The organism is Hahella sp. CCB-MM4, from assembly GCF_002260525.1.
Taxonomy (GTDB): Bacteria; Pseudomonadota; Gammaproteobacteria; order Pseudomonadales; family Oleiphilaceae; genus Hahella.
Genome location: NZ_MRYI01000004.1, coordinates 296,277 through 314,661, shown reverse-complemented (window position 1 = coordinate 314,661; position 18,385 = coordinate 296,277). Strand labels below are relative to the sequence as shown.

At 48.3% G+C, this 18,385-nt stretch carries 15 protein-coding genes; 9 read left to right on the top strand and 6 right to left on the bottom strand.

What is annotated here, in order from left to right:
- Positions 1 to 370 precede the first annotated feature (370 nt).
- Entirely contained in the window at positions 371 to 979 is a 609-nt protein-coding gene (locus BTA51_RS11110) for a LysE family translocator (RefSeq protein WP_094707514.1), read from the bottom strand.
- Positions 980 to 1,212: 233 nt separating this feature from the next.
- On the opposite strand from BTA51_RS11110, the gene BTA51_RS30895 reads away from it, so the two are divergent.
- A complete protein-coding gene (locus tag BTA51_RS30895) occupies positions 1,213 to 1,746 on the top strand; it encodes a GFA family protein (RefSeq protein ID WP_094707513.1) in 534 nt (177 codons plus the stop codon).
- On the opposite strand, the gene BTA51_RS11100 is transcribed toward BTA51_RS30895, so the two are convergent.
- Positions 1,638 to 3,608 carry a methyl-accepting chemotaxis protein gene (locus BTA51_RS11100; RefSeq protein ID WP_094707512.1) on the bottom strand — a complete coding sequence of 657 codons (1,971 nt, stop codon included), beginning with the start codon at positions 3,606 to 3,608 and terminating at the stop codon, positions 1,638 to 1,640. The two genes, BTA51_RS30895 and BTA51_RS11100, sit on opposite strands and share 109 nt — an antisense overlap.
- A 220-nt stretch (positions 3,609 to 3,828) precedes the next feature.
- On the opposite strand from BTA51_RS11100, the gene BTA51_RS11095 reads away from it, so the two are divergent.
- From BTA51_RS11095 to BTA51_RS11070, 6 genes are all read left to right on the top strand, one after another.
- A complete protein-coding gene (locus BTA51_RS11095; protein WP_094707511.1) occupies positions 3,829 to 4,344 on the top strand; it encodes a M23 family metallopeptidase in 516 nt (171 codons plus the stop codon).
- A gap of 97 nt (positions 4,345 to 4,441) precedes the next feature.
- Positions 4,442 to 5,233 (top strand): PhzF family phenazine biosynthesis protein, encoded by a 792-nt coding sequence (locus BTA51_RS11090; RefSeq protein ID WP_094707510.1) that lies wholly within the window; start codon positions 4,442 to 4,444, stop codon positions 5,231 to 5,233.
- A gap of 222 nt (positions 5,234 to 5,455) precedes the next feature.
- The gene (gene ilvA, locus BTA51_RS11085) at positions 5,456 to 6,487 is read left to right on the top strand and encodes a threonine ammonia-lyase IlvA (RefSeq protein WP_246841003.1); all 1,032 of its coding nucleotides are present in this window, start codon (positions 5,456 to 5,458) and stop codon (positions 6,485 to 6,487) included.
- A gap of 313 nt (positions 6,488 to 6,800) precedes the next feature.
- Positions 6,801 to 7,319 carry a cupin domain-containing protein gene (locus BTA51_RS11080; RefSeq protein ID WP_094707509.1) on the top strand — a complete coding sequence of 173 codons (519 nt, stop codon included), beginning with the start codon at positions 6,801 to 6,803 and terminating at the stop codon, positions 7,317 to 7,319.
- A 73-nt stretch (positions 7,320 to 7,392) separates the two neighbouring features.
- Positions 7,393 to 7,704 (top strand): luciferase family protein, encoded by a 312-nt coding sequence (locus BTA51_RS11075; RefSeq protein ID WP_094707508.1) that lies wholly within the window; start codon positions 7,393 to 7,395, stop codon positions 7,702 to 7,704.
- 97 nt (positions 7,705 to 7,801) lie between these two features.
- Entirely contained in the window at positions 7,802 to 8,413 is a 612-nt protein-coding gene (locus BTA51_RS11070; protein ID WP_094707507.1) for a LysE family translocator, read from the top strand.
- A 486-nt stretch (positions 8,414 to 8,899) separates the two neighbouring features.
- Here the strand turns inward: BTA51_RS11070 and BTA51_RS11060 are convergent, their stop codons facing one another.
- The 3 genes from BTA51_RS11060 to BTA51_RS11050 form a co-directional block, all read right to left on the bottom strand.
- Positions 8,900 to 9,103, bottom strand: coding sequence for a 2-hydroxymuconate tautomerase family protein (locus tag BTA51_RS11060; RefSeq protein ID WP_094707505.1), 204 nt, complete (start codon positions 9,101 to 9,103; stop codon positions 8,900 to 8,902).
- A gap of 69 nt (positions 9,104 to 9,172) precedes the next feature.
- Positions 9,173 to 9,565, bottom strand: coding sequence for a nuclear transport factor 2 family protein (locus BTA51_RS11055; RefSeq protein ID WP_094707504.1), 393 nt, complete (start codon positions 9,563 to 9,565; stop codon positions 9,173 to 9,175).
- 88 nt (positions 9,566 to 9,653) lie between these two features.
- Positions 9,654 to 10,259: a glutathione S-transferase family protein gene (locus BTA51_RS11050; RefSeq protein WP_094707503.1), complete on the bottom strand. Its 606-nt coding sequence runs from the start codon at positions 10,257 to 10,259 to the stop codon at positions 9,654 to 9,656.
- 127 nt (positions 10,260 to 10,386) lie between these two features.
- On the opposite strand from BTA51_RS11050, the gene BTA51_RS11045 reads away from it, so the two are divergent.
- Both BTA51_RS11045 and BTA51_RS11040 read left to right on the top strand, forming a co-directional pair.
- Positions 10,387 to 11,274, top strand: a complete 888-nt coding sequence (locus tag BTA51_RS11045) for a LysR family transcriptional regulator (RefSeq protein ID WP_094707502.1) — start codon at positions 10,387 to 10,389, stop codon at positions 11,272 to 11,274.
- Between the two features lie 214 nt (positions 11,275 to 11,488).
- Positions 11,489 to 12,448 (top strand): FAD:protein FMN transferase, encoded by a 960-nt coding sequence (locus tag BTA51_RS11040; protein ID WP_246841002.1) that lies wholly within the window; start codon positions 11,489 to 11,491, stop codon positions 12,446 to 12,448.
- Positions 12,449 to 12,841: 393 nt separating this feature from the next.
- On the opposite strand, the gene BTA51_RS11035 is transcribed toward BTA51_RS11040, so the two are convergent.
- On the bottom strand, positions 12,842 to 18,367 hold the full coding sequence (locus BTA51_RS11035; RefSeq protein ID WP_168188131.1) for an FG-GAP-like repeat-containing protein: 5,526 nt from the start codon (positions 18,365 to 18,367) through the stop codon (positions 12,842 to 12,844).
- Positions 18,368 to 18,385: the final 18 nt, after the last annotated feature.

The following is an 18,385-nucleotide window of genomic DNA, read 5'->3' as shown; positions in this document are numbered from 1 at the left end:
GGGGTAAAGAACAACGGGAGAAACCGTAAGGGGAGAGGCCGTAACTGAAGAGCTGGCAATTGACGATATAGCAACTGATGGTATAGATACTGATGGTATAGAAGCTGAAATAGCAGCAAGAGAGGCCATGGACGGAACCTCAGAAGAATAAACGGACTGCCCGACCGTAATATGATGCTGCCATTATCCCTTCGGGAATGATGAAATAATGATCCAACAGTAAAGAAATAGTTCAACATCTGACAAGTACATCTCAGAGAACCCTGTTACTTAACTGTCAAGGCTGATCCTGAGCCTGACTAATAGACGCCAGTCATTGATAGTATAGATGACTGGCATCCAATTACTCAGTTGGGAGACATTAATCTGATCAGGTGAGTTCGATCGCGAGCTTGCTTGCCAGTCCGATTAAGACAACACCGAATACCCGGTCCAGCCATACGGCCTTTTCCTGTAAAGCCTTCAGCCAACTGGGATTGGAAAACAACCAGGCAACAATCACATACCAGAGGCCATCAATCACCATCGCTGTCGAAGCATAAACCACTTTTCCAAGCAAGGTGGTATGGGTGCCAACCACCTGACTGAACAAGGCGATGAAGAAAACAGCGATCTTAGGGTTCAGGAACACGATCATGAACCCGTCCCGCATGCTGGTATGAGTCTGTACTTCCGGTAGCTTCTGGTTTGGGTTAGAGCGGCTGAGAAGGCCTTTGATGCCAAGCCACAGTAGATAGCCTGCACCAGCCCATTGAAAGACAGTAAACAGGGTTTCCGAGGCAAAGATGATCACTGCCAGCCCGGAAATACAGATAAAGGCATAGAGTCCGACACCAAGACCGTGAGCAATGGCGGCTGCCATCCCTTTCCCTCGTCCACCGGCCACTGTGTGTTTAAGTACCACCGCCAGCGAAGGCCCCGGCGACAAAGCGCCAAGGCAACAGATTCCGACAATGGTAAGCCAGGCAGACAAGGACATATAGAACTCCGAAAGAATCGATCAGAAAGCCTCAAAGTGTCTGCGAAAGGCCCTCGATATGCAAGATGATTGTCTGGTGCGTTGAGACTGTTCTCATACGGAAAGCTTTGTTTTAATTGTGGAACAACATAATTTTGATTGTGGCAAATTGTGCTGTGATTGATAAATCAACAATCGGGATCAGTCTTGCTACTGAGAACTGAGAACTGAGAACTGAGAACAGGAAAGTCTATATGAAACATCTTAAGGGAAGCTGTCTGTGCGGCAGTGTTGAAATTCAGGTGCCTGATAACTTTCATTTTATCGGTTATTGCCATTGTTCGGAGTGCCGTAAGTGGTCGGGTTCCGCATTTACGTCAGGTGGCCTGGTCGATTCGGCTGATTTCCAGATTACGAAAGGCGAGGAGTCGGTCTCCTATTTTCATAAGTCTGAAGAAACTGATTTGGCATTTTGTAAGAATTGCGGCTCAAGCCTGTTCTCGAAGAAACTCAAAAGAGGCAAGAGTATCGTCAGGCTGGGCATTTTGAATGACGCACCCAGCCAGAAACCCAGTACCCATATATTCGTTGGTTCCAAAGCGCCCTGGTATGATATCAGCGACAAACTCACTCAATTTGATGAACTTCCTCAAGGGTCATCGTTCTCTGAGGTGTCATCTCAGACCTTAAAGCCGCTGGCGAGGATCTGCAGTTCGCTAGCCAGTTCAGCCTGTTTTCGCGCGGCACTGGCAATCTCAATGCCGGAGTCGGCCGCTTGCTGGGACTGATCGCCTATGGACTGCATCTTCAACGCAATTTCGTTGCTGACCGAGACTTGCTCTTCGGTCGCTGTCGCAATTTGTGAGGCTTGATTACTGATATTCCCGATAGTTTCCAGGACTTCCTCTAGCATGCCCTGTACTTTTTCATTCTGCGAGACACTGTCAACGGCGAGTTTTTGACTGGCTTCCACTTTTTTGACCACGTCTCCGGTTTCGGTTTGCAGGCGCTGAATAGTGTCCTCGATTTCCGTGGTGGAGGTTTGAGTTCTTTGTGCCAGTGTTCTGACTTCATCTGCAACCACGGCAAAACCGCGTCCCTGTTCGCCGGCTCTTGCCGCTTCTATGGCTGCATTGAGCGCCAGCAGATTGGTCTGTTCCGCAATGCTTTTAATCACGTCGACGATCTGAAAGATTTGTTCGTTACTTTTATTCAGGTGATCGATGGCATCCGCCACCTGGCTTACCTGCTCGGAGACATGGTTAATCGTCTCGTTGGCCGTGGTCATAATACGGTTGCTGTTGGTCACCAGGCTATCCGCTGACAAAGCGGCATCAGAGGCGCTGGTTGCATTCTCGGCAATTTCTCTGGTCGCAGCGGTCATCTCTTCCACAGAGGTGGCAACAAGCATGGTGTCCTGTTTCTGGTGGTCAAGATTGGCTGATGCCAGATTGACGGTCTGTGTGGTTTGGTTGGCTGCGGTCGCCAACAGCTCACTATTCCGGGATATCTGGTTGATCGCCTGGCTAAAGGTATCCATCATGGAGTTCAGGTTTTGGCCGATGACTCCCAACTCATCCTGGACAAATATCTGGCATCGCCTGGATAAGTTTTTTTGTTTTGATGCTTCCTCAATTGTCGCAAGCAGGCTGCGAATCTGTTTATAGATCCCCTGGAGTAAAACGCTGGAAATAATCACGACAGCGCCGATTGCCACCAGCCCGGTAAGAATGCTGGTCCAGAGTTCTGTCACTGCATCGGAATGAACTTTGTCGGCCAGTAGAAGAATATCTCCGGTTAAGCGGTCTTCAACCTTCTTAAGAAGGTTGATTCTGTTGGTTGCCTGCTGAAACCACTCACTTGCATTCTGGTTCAGGTCACTTTCCATCGCTTTGCGTCGAAAATCCATTACAGCATCGACAGCAGGGCTTCTCAGGGTTGTGTCGGCGAAGTTAATCTGCTCCGGTTTGGCAAACTGTTTGAAGGTGTTCTCATAAACATTTTGCTCGGTCACTAATTGGATGAACTTTTGATAAATTCCGTCGGCAAATTTCCCGGCCGAAAAAGTATTGCTCAAAACCGCTCTCTCAATCCCTGCACGTTCCTTACCCTGGAGAAAATTATAATAGGCAGATAAAGCGTTGCTGAGTTCAGCCGTCGGGGCATCCCGGGCAATCAGGGCGGATGAGGATAATAACACTGCATTTAACTGGGTATAGTAGCCAAGAGCTTCTCCAAGGGGGATCTGAAGCTGGTCAACCCGGTTGCGAATGGAAGATAATTGGCTGAGGCGTTGTTTGGCATCGCTTACCAGATTGAGTATCCGGTCATCGCTAATATTCGCGAGCTGTTCTCTCAGATAGGCGTCCAATGCTGCAACTTTGGCATCGGTTTCCGTCCGCTGCCTGCTAAGAATATCTCCAAAATTTTGGCCTTTTGAACCTAAAAAGCCAGCTGTTGCTCCTCTCTCTTTCTGAAGCTCATGCACTAATATACTGTTATTGCTGGTTAACCGAACCAAGTCCGCCACTCCGCTGGCCTGCCTGGAGTCATGTTGTGCGGTCACAATATGAAACAGGGCAAATGCCAGGAGGCTGATCGCAGCAGGCAAGACAATTAGCAGCATCTTTTGCAGAATGGAGAGTTTCATTGGTAAGCTCCCAGGATATCTGGTACCCGGTTATCTTCCTGATTGGAGTGAGGGAAAGGCTCTTCACTCCCCAATGGCAAACTGCAGGATAGGTGATCGTCCATTTAGCCTTCTTTTCAGCATAGAGCAGGAAATGGTTGACCTCAATAGTACAAATAATGCACAGCGTCAGCTTGGATGATAATTCCAGGCTAAAACAAATACCTACCGGAATACTCTGTTGAAAACATTAAAAGTGATAGCTCTGATAGTGCTCGGAGTCTTGATGATTGGGTTTATGTTGCCGGAAAGGATCAGCATGCCTGTCTCAGGGGCCTCTCAGTCTGACTGGAATTCCGACACCTTTTGGTATGAACCCTGGGGTAAATCCATTGTTCACAAGGGAATAGATATTTTTGGCACTAAAGGCACTCCGGTCGTCAGCGCTGTCGATGGTCTGGTGATTTATGCAGGAAATATCAAAATGGGCGGAAACGTGGTGGTCATATTAGGCCCAAAATGGCGGTTCCATTACTTTGCACATCTGCAATCGGTTGAGACTTCGACTCTTACTCCGCTAAAAACCGGTAGTCTTATTGGTATTCTCGGGGACAGCGGTAACGCAAAAGGGAAGCCGCCACACCTGCATTATTCGATTGTGAGAATGATTCCGGCGCCTTGGGCAATAGACAGTGCCACACAGGGATATAAGAAGGCTTTTTATATTGATCCCGGGGCCTTTCTGACGGATCAATAATCATGACCGCATAAATAGTTCTAGCTATGGTTCAAGTAGTTAAGGGTTCAAGTATTCTAGGGTTCAAGTATTGAGGACAAGCATTGAGGACAGCCATATGAAAATCACGATGTATCAGGTAGATGCTTTTGCTACCCGACAGTTTGAGGGAAATCCTGCCGCGGTATGTCCGTTGGAAGCCTGGCCGGAGGACCACTTACTTCAGGCGATAGCTGAAGAAAATAATCTATCTGAAACAGCATTTTTTGTGATCTCGGACTCGAAGGTTGAGCTGCGGTGGTTTACGCCGGAGGCAGAAGTTGATCTTTGTGGACATGCGACACTGGCGGCTGCCCATGTGTTATTCACCCATATGAAATATCCAGCGGAGGAGATCGTATTCTCCACCCGCAGTGGCAACCTGCATGTGAAACGGTCAGCTAACGGCTACAGCATGGATTTTCCGGCGTCTGTACCCGAAAACACTGACATTCCTGAGGCATTGCTCCGGGGTTTGGGAGCAGGTGTGAAGCCTAAGGCGATACTCGCGGCTTTTGATTACATTGTGGTGCTGGATTCGGAAGAACAGGTTGGTTCACTCCAGCCTGATTTTGCTGACTGGCTAACCATAGGGCTACGGGGGGTGATTGTGACCGCACGAGGCCGGAGCTGTGATTTTGTCAGCCGTGCGTTTTTTCCAAAATTAAGGGTTAATGAAGATCCCGTGACAGGTTCCGCGCATTGTGAACTGGTGCCTTATTGGGCCAGGGAACTGGATAAGGAATGCATGACGGCCCGCCAGCTATCAAAGAGGGGCGGCACAGTAAACTGTGAACTCAGGAACGATAGGGTTGTTTTGACCGGGAGTGGCGTAGATTTCATGAGGGCAGAGGTAGATATTGAATTCTGACAAGCCTCTTGACATTAGCGTCATACTGATCAAATATCGTTCTGTGTCAATTTAACTTGGTCGTCAATTTGTTATGCAACCTTTGAATACAGCGCAGATTATTATTATGTCCATCACTGAGAGGCTTTCGGTGGGCTAGCCTGTATTTGAAAATTGCATTGAAAAAACCCGCCACCTGGCGGGTTTTTTTATGGCCGGAAAAAACTTCAAGGGAACTTCACTATGGATTCCGTTCACAATGAAACCGCTTCAATGACTCATGAGCCTGACATGCTGTTGCCGGTATTCAATGACATTGTCAGCGCTGCTGACCGGGTGTATCCCGTGGTTCGCAAGACGCCTCTTCAGTTTAATGAGTACTTAAGCCAAAAATATCAGGCCAGAGTTTTCCTGAAACGCGAAGACTTGCAAATAATTCGGTCATTCAAGATTCGCGGGGCATTAAATAAGATGCTGCAGCTGGATGATATCGAAAGAACCTGGGGCGTCGTCTGTGCCAGTGCCGGAAACCATTCCCAGGGCGTGGCCTATGCATGTAACTATCTGGGAGTTCCTGGAGTGATCTACATGCCGGAAAATACTCCTCAGCAGAAGATTGATCAGGTCCGTAAGTACGGAAAAGAGTGCGTGAAAGTCGTGCTGACAGGAAGAAATTTTGATGAATGCTGCCATGAAGCCAGAACGTTCGAACAGCGAACCGGCTCTGTATTTGTACACCCCTTTGATGACTTCAATGTGATCTGTGGGCAGGGGACTGTTGCACTGGAAGTGCTCACCGAGTCTGTACAGGCAATCGACTTCCTGGTGACTCCTGTAGGAGGCGGGGGATTAGCTTCCGGTGTCAGTACGGTCTTCAAGACCTTGTCTCCCAATACTCGAGTCATTGGCGTTGAACCTCTGCAAGCTGCTGCCCTATATGCGTCCCTACAATCTGGAGCCAACACCCGATTAAGCGAAATCGACCCGTTTGTCGATGGCGCGGCTACACAAATGATAGGGAGCTTGGGATTTTCCATTTGCCGAAGATATCTTAACGATGTTCTCAGAGTCTCTGAGTCCAGTGTTTGCAGGGCTCTTATTGAAATCTATCAGGAACAGGGGATTGTGGCTGAGCCGGCTGGGTGTCTCAGCATTGCTGCGCTGGATTCGTTACAGGACCGCATACGTGGGCGGACAGTGGTCTGTATTCTAAGTGGCGGCAATAACGACTTTGGTCGCTTTGCTGAAATTACTGCAAGGGCCGCTGAATGCTAGCCTTGCTGGATTTTGTGATGGTCAATCATCTGGCTGGCGACCTAAAGAGGGGGTCCGCAAACCCTTACTTCACCTGGCCTATCCTGTAATGGTTCTTCTACAGAATCCGCGCTACAGTGTTCTTATGTGATCAGATATTTATTATCACAGAGATTGGCATAGTGTTAGTACGTGAGATCTACCTCCGACAATAGAATCTTGATCTGAACGGAGACTCTTGATCTGAAGAGAAGTCCGGGTCCGAACGGAAGATCCAGATTTGTATGAAGAGCCCTTATCTGCACGGAGACCTTTATTTGCACGGAGAAAAGTCGTGAAAAAGCCAGTAATGAATATATCTGAAGTGGAGCTACAACCCCGCCCCCCAGGATTCGCTGCGACAGGGCCTGCGGCCCAACGGTTTGATGCTCGGATGGGATTCATCGGCCCGAGAATCGGCGCTCAGAAACTTGGTTATAATCTGACGGCTGTCCCGCCGGGAAAACGGGCTTTCCCGTTTCATAACCACCGTGTTAATGAAGAAATGTTTTTTGTTATTGAGGGCCATGGGGAGGTTCGAATTGGTGGGGAGATTTACCCCATAAGGCCAGGGGATATTATCGCCTGTCCTGCGGGAGGGGAAGAATCAGCGCATCAGATCATTAATACGGGGATGTCGGAGTTAAAATATCTTGCTGTCAGTACCAAAATGAGTCCTGAAATAGCCGAGTACCCTGATTCTGGTAAATTTGGGGTGTTGGCCGAATTTCCTCCCGGTGCAGATGGCCAGCCGCGAGGATTCAGGTTTGTCGGAAAAGAAGATCTCAATATGGACTATTGGGAAGGTGAATGATCCAAATAGCGTGTTAGGATCTGGCCTGATTGGAAACGAAGAACATGGCTCCTTTGAATGAACGAATAAACGAATGAAAGAAAAGCTTCTGGATGAGCTTATGCAGATTCCCGGATTGGAGGAAAAGCATTGGCCGGGCCGGGATGATGGATTTTCATCCTTGCTGTATCGAGGAAAGGAATTTGCTCATTTTCATGACGACTTTGAGCTGGATCTGAAGTTAACCAAGACGTTGATTGCCCGGGAAGGCCTGAGTCATCCTGAAAACTCAAGAGTTCATCCGAACCGCTCAAAGAACTCTCAGTGGATTGAGTTACCTATTGTAGAGAACAGTGATGTCGAACGAATCGTACAGTTGGTGAAAATGGCGATCCAGAAATTGTAAGATGGAGGGCGCTGGATTCAGATCGGTCTTTCGGAGTCGCTCAATCGCAAGGATAGTCTGCCAAATATTGGCGAGTTACCTTATATGGAGGCGTTAAATGTCATTGGAATATATTCTGACATCTTTGGTCATCGTACTTTTACCTGGTACCGGGGTGTTATATACCATGGCCTATGGGCTTAGTCGTGGGTGGAAGGCCAGTGCGGTGGCAGCTTTTGGCTGTACTTTGGGGATCCTGCCGCATATTGCTGCCAGTATTGCCGGGTTGGCTGCTCTTCTGCATACGAGTGCTGTGGCATTTCAGGTAGTGAAATATCTGGGGGTTGCTTATTTGTTCTATATGGCCTGGGGAATCCTGCGTGACGGTGGGACGATGGAAATCAGTGACAGCAACGCCGACAATAGCTCTCGTCGAATTATTGCCAATGCCATTCTATTTAATATTCTGAACCCGAAACTCTCTTTGTTTTTCCTGGCCTTCCTACCTCAATTTGTACCTGTGAATGCTGCCAGCGCCACGCAATATATGCTGGAATTAGCTGGTGTTTTTATGCTTATGACATTTGTTGTTTTCCTTGGCTATGGCGCTTTTGCCTCTGCTACAAGGCGTTATGTCATTTCCAGACCAGGTGTGATGAAGTGGTTTCGCAGAGGCTTTGCCAGTGCATTCGGCGCTTTGGGAATCAAGCTGGCGCTTTCCGACGGCTAGCGGCTTTTTGATGGCTAGTAGCTTTTTTGAGAGAGAGCGCCTATCTGATGAATGACTGCTCTATGATGAATTATTGATCGTGTCGATATTTCAGAAACTATTCAGGTGGGAGCAGGGGCGTCAGCAGTCAGGTTATGACAAGATGCTCCTGTGCACGGCAATGTGGCCGCTCAGGTTTGACTCATATTTGCTCAGATTCCCTGAAGGCAGTGCAATTAAACCTCATGTAGATGAAGTGAAACAAGGGCGTCATTTTCGGTTGAATGTTGTATTGAAAGAAGCCGGAAAAGGTGGGGAATTTATTTGTCAAAATCCTATCTTCGAAACAAGACGGATTAAACTTTTCCGGCCGGATGTATCAGAGCATTCGGTAACCAAAGTGGAGAAAGGCCGCCGTTATCTGCTTAGTATCGGTTGGGTACTATAAAACGGCTAGGCTCTATAAAACAGATAAGTTCCATAATACGAATAGGCGCTATAAACGGATTAGCCTGCGACCCTTCGAAGATCCGAGACAAGATCGTAACCTATCCCCCAATTGTCAGAGTTAACTTCGTCTATCACGACAAAAGTGGTTGCCGGGCTTTTGTTCAAAACATCCACCAGTAATTGGGTCACGCCTTTTACCAGTTTCTCTTTCTGGTCCCGGGTAACATTTTCGTCAGTCACTTTAATATTTACATAGGGCATGATTGGCTCCTGATTCTGTTGCTATAAAAAATGGTAAAGGCGAGGGATGGCAGAAGAGAGCGAGCGCTCTCAGTGCTGTTCAGCTTTCGTATCGACATACATTTTGCTGACGATCATCCATTGGCCGTTTTCTCGAAGAAACCCCAGAAAGTCCACATAGGAAAAATCAAACAACGGGCATTCCACCTTTGCCATGGCCTGATCCTGTACAACTTCAAGGGAGATCAAGCGAAATCCATAAGGGGAGCCGACTTCTGAAGGAACCGGCCTGTTGGCCACCTGTTCCAGCCATTCATCGCGTGTACGCCTGAGTCCGGGAGCTTTTAGTACGGTGTCTCGATGGAATATGCGACGTAGTTTTTCTGTATCGGCGTAATAGAGTCCGTCGAAATATTCCTGAATCATGGACTGCAGTATTTCAAAGCTCTGCTGACCGGATGTATTCCTGGGGTTCGCTGACATGCGAAAGCTTCCTGAGTAATTGAGTTTTCTGGGGGCCGTTAGTCTCCTGGAGACCTGGGTCTCCAGGGGGATCAATGCCAGCCTATAGTCAGGCAGCTTGAGCCTGTTCTGCTGCAATTGATTCCTGAAATGAAGGAAGGCTCTGAATGGCCGCCAGCATACGTTCCGTGTTTTCTCCAAACCGGATATCCACTGGGAAAAACTCTCCCCAGCGGGAGTATACGGTCAGCATGATATCTGCCACTCCAAACTGAGATCCTCCGAGGAATGGCTGCTTGGACAGCTGTTCATCAACCACCTGCCACAGTTTATTGATGGCTGTGGCGGCACTTTCGAATGCCTGATTTTTCGCATCACCATCCGCCAGGTTGTTAGCGATGAAGAAGAGTCTGCTGTAGGCAGGGTGCATGGTTGCATTGGCGAACATGATGTCCTGAATTGCCTTGGTTCTAGCGCTGTGTTCAGTGGGAAGAAAACTATTCTGGTGCTTGCTCAGGATGTGAAGCATGACAGCTGCGCCTTCCCGGACGGTGGTGTCGTTATCAATCAGAACTGGAACCATACCGACGGGATTAAGGGCGGAAAAATCTTCAGAAGAATTCTTGTTGACCAAAGTCATTTCCTGTCCAAGTTCTCTGAGGACGATTTGAGTGGCGAGTGAACAGGCATTTGGAAGGTAGTAGAGGGTATACATGTATCTCTCCTTAAAGGTTTTACTGCTGGATATTCAGCTCAGTTGGAACATGGAGACATTCTAGGGAGTTGGTAATGTTCTAAAAATAGCTACAATAGAAACTCGGCGTTTATGAAATGGAAACAAAATGGATAAGCTCAGGGCGATCAAACTCTTTGTACGCTTGGCTGATGTGGGAAGCTTTACCCGGGTTGCGGAAGAAATAAACGCTTCCAAATCAATGATCAGCAAGGAAATTACGAGACTGGAAGACGACATTGGCGCACGCTTGCTGCACAGATCAACGCGTAACCTGCAATTGACCCCTGTGGGGGAAGGGTATTTACAGCACTGCAGGGAAATCCTGATAAAACTGGCGGATGCTGAGAGCTATGTGAGTAGTCAACAGACAATGCCTAAAGGCAGATTGCGCATCAATGCGCCCATGGCATTGGGAGTTCTTGATCTGGCGACTCTGTTTGCTGAATTCATGAAACAATACCCGGATGTAGAATTGGATATCCATTTGAATGATGAACCTATCGACTTAATCGAGCAGGGATTCGATCTTGGCTTCAGGGTCTCCAGCCGGTTGATGGACTCCAGCTACATCGGCAGACCACTGACGCAATTTACCTACAAGGTATGCGCAGCTCGAGCTTATCTTGATGCTCATGAGAAAATACAAACACCCGATGATCTGGCAGGTCATAACTGTTTTATCTATAGCTATTTTCAGGGCAGGAGTGTGTGGCCGCTGGGGGAGGGCGTTGCAGTAAAAGGGAAACTCCGTGTGAACAGCACGCCTTTTATGATGGAGTGCATCAAGGCTGGTTTGGGGGTTGGCTTCATTCCGAGTTTTGTATGTCGCAAGATGTTGGCTGAAGGAGAGGTGGAAGAGATTCTGCCCGATGCTGAACGGCCAAAGCTGACACTCTACGCATTATATCCGGCAAGACATCATCTGCCGCCTCCTTTGATTAAATGTGTGACTTTTCTACAGCAATGGTTTCAGAACCAGCAGAAAGCACTATAGAATTCTCTCAGATACGGCGGATATCTTCGATATTGTTACAGAGGAGCTCAACGATACTGCCGCTTGATAAATATACTTTGACCCAATCAATTCCATAATCGATCACTAATTGGTTTTTATGTCACTCATACAATTTGAAAAATTCAGCTGCCTTTATAGAGTCAGCTATCAATTTAAAGCCCGCCATTTATTTATAGAAAGATACTGCCGCCTGTTGACCGGAAGTCTTCTATTGCTGATATCGGCGTTTACCAATGCGCAGTGGTACGAGCGCTCCTGGAATGCGATGGGGACACGAATCCATGTGGAAGTTTCGGATGAATCCGAGTCCCATGCGAATCTACTGTTTGATCAGGTATTCAGGGAATTTTATCGCCTGGAAGAATCGATGAGCAGCTATATAGACACCAGCGAAGTTTCAATAGTGAACCAAAACGCCGCTGAAGCACCGGTCAAGGTCAGCAGGGAACTGATCGATTTGATAAAGAAGTCATTCCAGGTATCAAAGATCAGCAACGGCGCATTTGATATTACCTATGCCTCCGTCGGGCGCTATTACGATTATCGGAAAAATCAGGCACCGGATGAGAGTCAGATCGAGGCTAACCTGGATGCGATCGATTATCGCCATGTGGTGGTCGATGAGAAGGCTTCCACGATTTCCTTTACTCATCCTCATGTATATATCGACCTTGGCGGTATTGCGAAGGGATATGCTGTTGATCGGGCTATCGATATCTTGAGACAAGGAGGAGTTATTTCCGGGATGGTCAGTGCTGGTGGAGATACTCAACTAATAGGCAACAAATTGGGCAAACCCTGGATTGTGGGAATTAAAGATCCCCGTCGGGAAGAAGAGAGTGCGGTACTGTTACCTTTGGAAAATACGGCGATATCCACCTCCGGTGACTATGAGCGCTACTTTATTCAGGACGGTGTTCGTTATCACCATATCATTTCCCCAAAAACCGGTAGGTCAGCAGGAGAAGTGCAAAGCGTGACGATTCTTGGTCCTGACTCCACCACGACTGATGCTCTGTCGACAACGGTGTTTGTTCTGGGTGTGGAGAAGGGTCTTGAATTGGTAGAACGTCTGCCGGGAATCGATGCCATCATCGTAGATCAGCACAGGAAAATGCACTATTCTTCTGAACTGTCGACACCCGGTGAATAAATGTCCAACTGTTAACATTTTGTACAACTACTGATAGTTTTCGATTAGCGGAAGGGATATCATCTCCGCTTCTCGAAAAACACTTCAAGTGCACTGAAATTCATGGAAGACGTTATGGAAGACCTATCAAGATACGTATGCAAAGACTGTGGGCAGAGCAATTTCATTGAATGGCAGTCTCATCGCATGGATGAACCCGGTAACTCTGTTGGTATTAACTCCTCAATTATTTGTTTGTCATGTATGCAGACGGAGACGACCGGTCTCAAGATCTGTTTAGACGTCATTGATAAGTGTCAGCAATTGGCAAGCTGATCAAAACGCAATTTTTACTACCAGGCCCCGGAATAAAAAAAGCCTCTGAATTTTCAGAGGCTTTTTTGTTTGATAGGGCTACATCGGCGTTATCGTAAAATACGATCCGGCCAAAGAATGCTTGAAGACGTTATTACCTCTGGGCTTCTCCAGGTAAGTTCCTGCAGCTTGCACTAAATCTTCATCTCCGTCACCGTCAATATCTCCTGTGCTCATACCGTAAACCCCTTTGTTTTCAGAATATAGGGTAAGGTCAGAAAGAGTAAAAACCCCATTCTGTTTGTTCATGTACATATAGACATAAGAAGAGGATGCTCCGGTGGCGAGCACATCTTTGAAGCCATCACCGTCCAAGTCTATTACCGCGATGGTATAACTTGGAGAAGTGCTTTTTCCGACGGTGCTGGTTAAGGATAGGTTTCCTCCACCGGTGTTGGTCCAGATCTGATCTTCTTTATCCAGGCCAAGGACAACATCCCGATCGCCATCGCCGTCCATATCTTCGATCTTAATGTCATAAGCAAAGCTCCCTAGCTGGACAGGTTCTGACGTATAGAATCCGCCCTCCCGGTGATTCATCAGCACGAGAGTTGGGTTTCTGGATTGACCGATAATCAGATCTGGGTAGTCGTCGCCATCCAAGTCACCAAGTTCAACCGCTATACTGTCATTGGTTCCATATTGCTGCCCGCTGTCGGTAAATGTTCCTGAGCCATTGTTAAGCCATACTCTGGTCGTTTTAAGTGATCCCGTGGTTCCTACATTGGCCACCACAAGGTCTATATCGTTATCGTGATCAATGTCTCCCACCGCAATATCTCGGCATGCGCCATCCCCTAATGTCTGACCGGAATCGCTGAAGCTGCCCAGGCCTTGATTGAGGTAAATGCGGCTGCCTTCATTGGAAATATTGCATGTAATGATGTCCAGTTTTTTGTCATTGTTTACATCAGCAAGCTTAATTTCTTCGGTATCGTAAGAGCCAAGTTCCTGATCTGTGGGGCTGAACTCCCCGTTGCCATTATTCAGATAAACATGATTTCCACCGTGGTTGGCGACAACAATGTCCAGATCTTCGTCATTATCCAGGTCCCCGAGAACGATGCCATGGCTATCCGAGCTGCCAAGGTCACTGCCGGTATAAACAAACCCTGCTTTGATATCAATGGGCGTTGAGGCAACCGCATCCAATTTGCTCCAATAATCTTCAATCATATTAGGGGTAGGGCTGGAGCTGACGTCTATACCTGAAGGTGAGCCGAAACTCGTGTCTGATTCTGAGTATTCGCCACGGGTGGAAAGAGAAGGGAACTCTCCAAGTGTTACAATTACACCAGAGTTACCGCTGGTGTATTGTGGAGATAGAACAGCACCCGTGCCTAAGCTGTCTGATGAGAGAGGCATCTGAAGTTCACTCTCATCTCCTCCATTGACTCTGATCAGGCTGCTGAATGGGATGACGATTTGATCTCCGGCATCCACGGTAGCATTCATATTGCTGTCGAGATAAGTTGCACTTTTTCCGCTACTTACCGTCGGTGGAGTGCCCGTTGCAATCTCCGCTGTTACAGTGGAGCCCTGCGTCGTTCCTGTGGTTGCGACAGGAGTTACTTCTATCGTGATCAAGGCTGGCACATCAGTTGACTTGAGAGTATAGGTCAGTCCGGTCTGTCCAAATATAACGGTACCTTTGCTTCTCCAGCGTATATTGGTGGCACCTTCAGGGTCCCCGTCAGGATCGCTATAGGAGTAGGTTGCAGTAATCTGGTCACCCGCCAACGCATAGCCCCCATTGTCATCTGTCAGCTTCACATTGGTGACTGTAGGTGGCTGATTGGCCTCAGTGGTGACGCTAAAGGTTCCTTCAATGCCCCCGATGGACAGTGAGGCGGTAACGGTTTCTCCAGCAGTCGACGAAGAGGTTAGTCTCAGCCAGACACTATCACCGTTATTCACGACGCCGTCTGCCGTGGTGTAAATGTTGCTGTCGAGAGAGTACTCTCCGTTAGTTACCTGAATCGGCGTTTCAACGTTAATGCCTGTTACTGTGATTGCCGAGGAGATCTGAAGTGTATTGGCAGGAACATCGCTGATACTGGTAAAGGAAAATTCATCGGGCACGGTATCTGCCGGCTCGGAGGTGACGATAAAATCGTCACTGAAAGTACCGACGGTCAGAACGGCGGTTTTTGTCACACCCGGATCAGTCCCAACGGGAACAATCACAGTGACATTATTCCCATTACTGACAACCCCAGGACTACTCGTCCTACCACTGCCGTTAATTGTATATTCACCGCCGGTAATACTGATGGTCGCAGTGGCAGTAAGACCGCTGATGGTGACGGTGTTTGAATTGGCTTCACCACCCAACGTGGCGTTGCTGATGGAACCCAGTTCAAAATCATCAGGGGTAGTGTCGTTATTTGCCGTCAGTGAGTAGGCAGCTGATGTGGCGTTATATTTTGAGTCAGCGGCGATTGATGCTGTAATCGTCGTACTTCCGCCGCCAACCAGGGTCACTTTCCCGGTATTGTCAACAGTGGCAATACCGGTGTTTGCTGAGGCATAGGTGATGGTGCCGCTTCCCGGTGCGGTGGCCGGGTTGCTGTACTGTTCGCCGACAGTGCCGGTTATCCCCGCCGGGTTAGCGAAAGTCAGAGTCTGGTCCACTTTTACAACAGTTAATGTGAATTTAGTGGAGGCGAAGCTGTACACGGGATCTGCAGCTTTCTCAGCATATATAATCGCAGTCCCAGCACTTAAGGGAGTTATAAATCCAGTTTCAGGATCCACTGAAGCAATATCGGAGTCGGGAGTGTTATAGCTCACTGCTCCAGTGCCGTCACCAGTAGCCGTATTGGTAAAAGTCTCACCAACACCGGCAGTTATTGGTCCTCGATTGCTAAATTCGAACGATTGTTCCTGAGTGGTAACGCTCAGGGTAAAACTGGCAGTAGCGCTACCGTAAACAGAATCCGCTGCTTTGGTTGCAGTAATCTGTACACTGCCGGAGGTTAATAGATCAAATTTCTTCGTGGCATTGTTATAGGTTGCGACACTGTTATCAGAGGAAGTGATGGTGATGTTGGTATTGGCATCAGATGGAGAGACAATCACCGGATTAGATAGTGAGGTGCCGGTCTGTCCGCTCAAAGGGCCGCTATCGGTAAAGGACAAGGCTACTGATTTGAGCCCTACGTTGATGACATAGCTAGCTGTCGCAGACTCGTACTGAGTATCCGCTTCAATAGTCGCTGTAATGGTAGCGGACCCTTGACCAAGCAAGGTTGCCTCGCCGGTTTGAGCATCTACACTCACAACCCCAGAATCGCTTGATACGTAGGCGACCTGTCCGGAGCCGGATCCACTTGCCTTGTTTGAAAGCACATCACCGACAGTACCATTAAGTGGACCGCTCTGGTCAAATGCCAGAGTCTGTACCAGTTTTCCTACTGTTACCTGATAAGTGGCAGAGGCTGCTTCAAATTTTGTATCTGCTTCGATATTGGCAGTGATAGTGGCTGTGCCTGCACCTGCCAGGGTGAGCTCCCCGGTATTGGTATCCACACGTGCTATAGAGAGATCACTTGTAGAGTAGGTGATAGCCCCAGAGCCCTGACCACTGGCAGTGTTGGTGATGACATCGCCCACAGATCCTGAAATTGACGGTTGAGTAAAGTTGACGGTTTGGGTCTGTTTGCTGACATTCAATTGATAGCTGGCTGTTGCTTCTGCATAGGTATTATCCTGTGCTTTTACAGCCGTAATCGTGGCGCTTCCCTGACTTACCAATTCAACTTTTCCGGTATCTTTGTCGACGGTCGCCACAGCAGGACTGTCAGAAGAATAGGATATCAGGCCGGTACCTGGGCTGCCGACCGCAATAATATTGGTCAGTGTGCTGCCAACGTAGCCGTTAATCGGACCTGTGTCAGTAAACTCAATACTTTGAGGTAATCTTTCAATGTTCAAGGTTACTGAATCCGAGGCTGGAAGGTAGGTGTCATCTCCAGCTTTGGTCACCGTAATGATGGCCGTGCCGGGTGCCAGCAAGTTGATTTTCCCGGTGCTGGCATTAACACTTGCCAGGCTCGGCTGGTTGGAAGAGTAGGTGATCGCACCAGTCCCGGTTCCTGTCTCGGATAATGGGATAGTCAACGTTTTGGTGACCTGGCAGCTTCTGGTTTCATCTCCTGAGAAGGAAATTGATTGCTCCAAACGGCCGGTTGAGGGAAGAGATACGGTTAGTGCATAAGTGGCTGTTGCTGTTTCATAGTCGGTGTCCGCCTCTTTGGTTACAGTAATGATTGCCGAGCCGACTGTCAGGGTATCGACTTCACCGGTAAGCGGATCGACGACGGCAACATTCTCATTACTTGAAGCATAGGTGACGGCCCCGGTTCCTGGAGACTGGTCTGGATCAACCACTACAGGATTGCTAAAGCTGGTGCTAACCTCCACGTCAATGGGGCCGGGATCTTCAAAACTCAAAACCTGGGAGTGCTTGACCACATTGAGGGTATAACTGCTCACTGCCGAACGGAAGTTAGCGTCGGCTTCTTTGACGGCGGTAATAATAATACCGTTGCCCTGGGAAAACGTCTGTACAACCCCGGTATTTGGGTCTACTGCGGCCACTTCAGGTCTGCTTGAACTATAGCTTACTACTCCAGTGCCGTGCTGAGCTTCATTGGCATCAACGGCCACATTGGTAAAGCCCTCACCAATTTCAACATCCACCGGACCTTGTGCCATGAACCGAATGGACTGAGGTTGCAATTCCGGATTTGAGTCTTCCCCTCTACGGATGATGATCGTTCCTGTACTTTGGGCAATGGAGCCGTTTTCTGCATTGCTGATTCTTACGTAGAAGAGTTCATCAACCTCGTTGACGGAATCATCGATGATACTGACACGGAGTGTTTTCTCGGTTGTACCGGGCTCAAAGGTTATGGAGCCTCTCTTGTAGACAAAATCCGACCCTGCTCTTGCAGATCCATCTAAGGTTTCATAATCCAACGTCAATGGACTGTGTTGAGGGCCGGACAGAATCACCCTGAGTTCTGCTTCTCCGGAGTTCTCATTGATGCTGTTGCTAGTGATGCGGGCTGCGCTATACAGTGGTCGTATAAAGAGGTTAACAGTGTCGGAGTTAATATTTCCGTAAGAATCAGTGGCGACCAACTCGAATGTGTATCTCTGAAGCTCTGTTACGTCAGGTGCTACCAATATATTCGTTAAACTCTCGGGGGTAGGGATATCGAGAGTTGGTCCGTAGCGTTGTGTCCAGACGGTATGAACAATCTGGGCGTCATTTTTGCCCTGGGCACTTCCGGATAATGTCAGAGCGACATTTGAATCCGCATATTGATCAATGCCTGCATACACCAGGGGCCGTACCGTGCTGGGTGAAGGAGTGCCGTTGTCATTGGAGTTGACGTCTCCATCAGTTCTTCCTGGCGTGCCGCCCTGGCCACTGGTGGAGGTGTTATTTCCAGAATTTTCTTCCGGGCTGGTGCTCGATGACCCCCCGCCACAAGCGGTAGTGATAACTGCCAGTAATGTCAGTAGAACGATATTTCTGATAAGTTTTTTAAACACGGTCGGTCCCTGATGAAA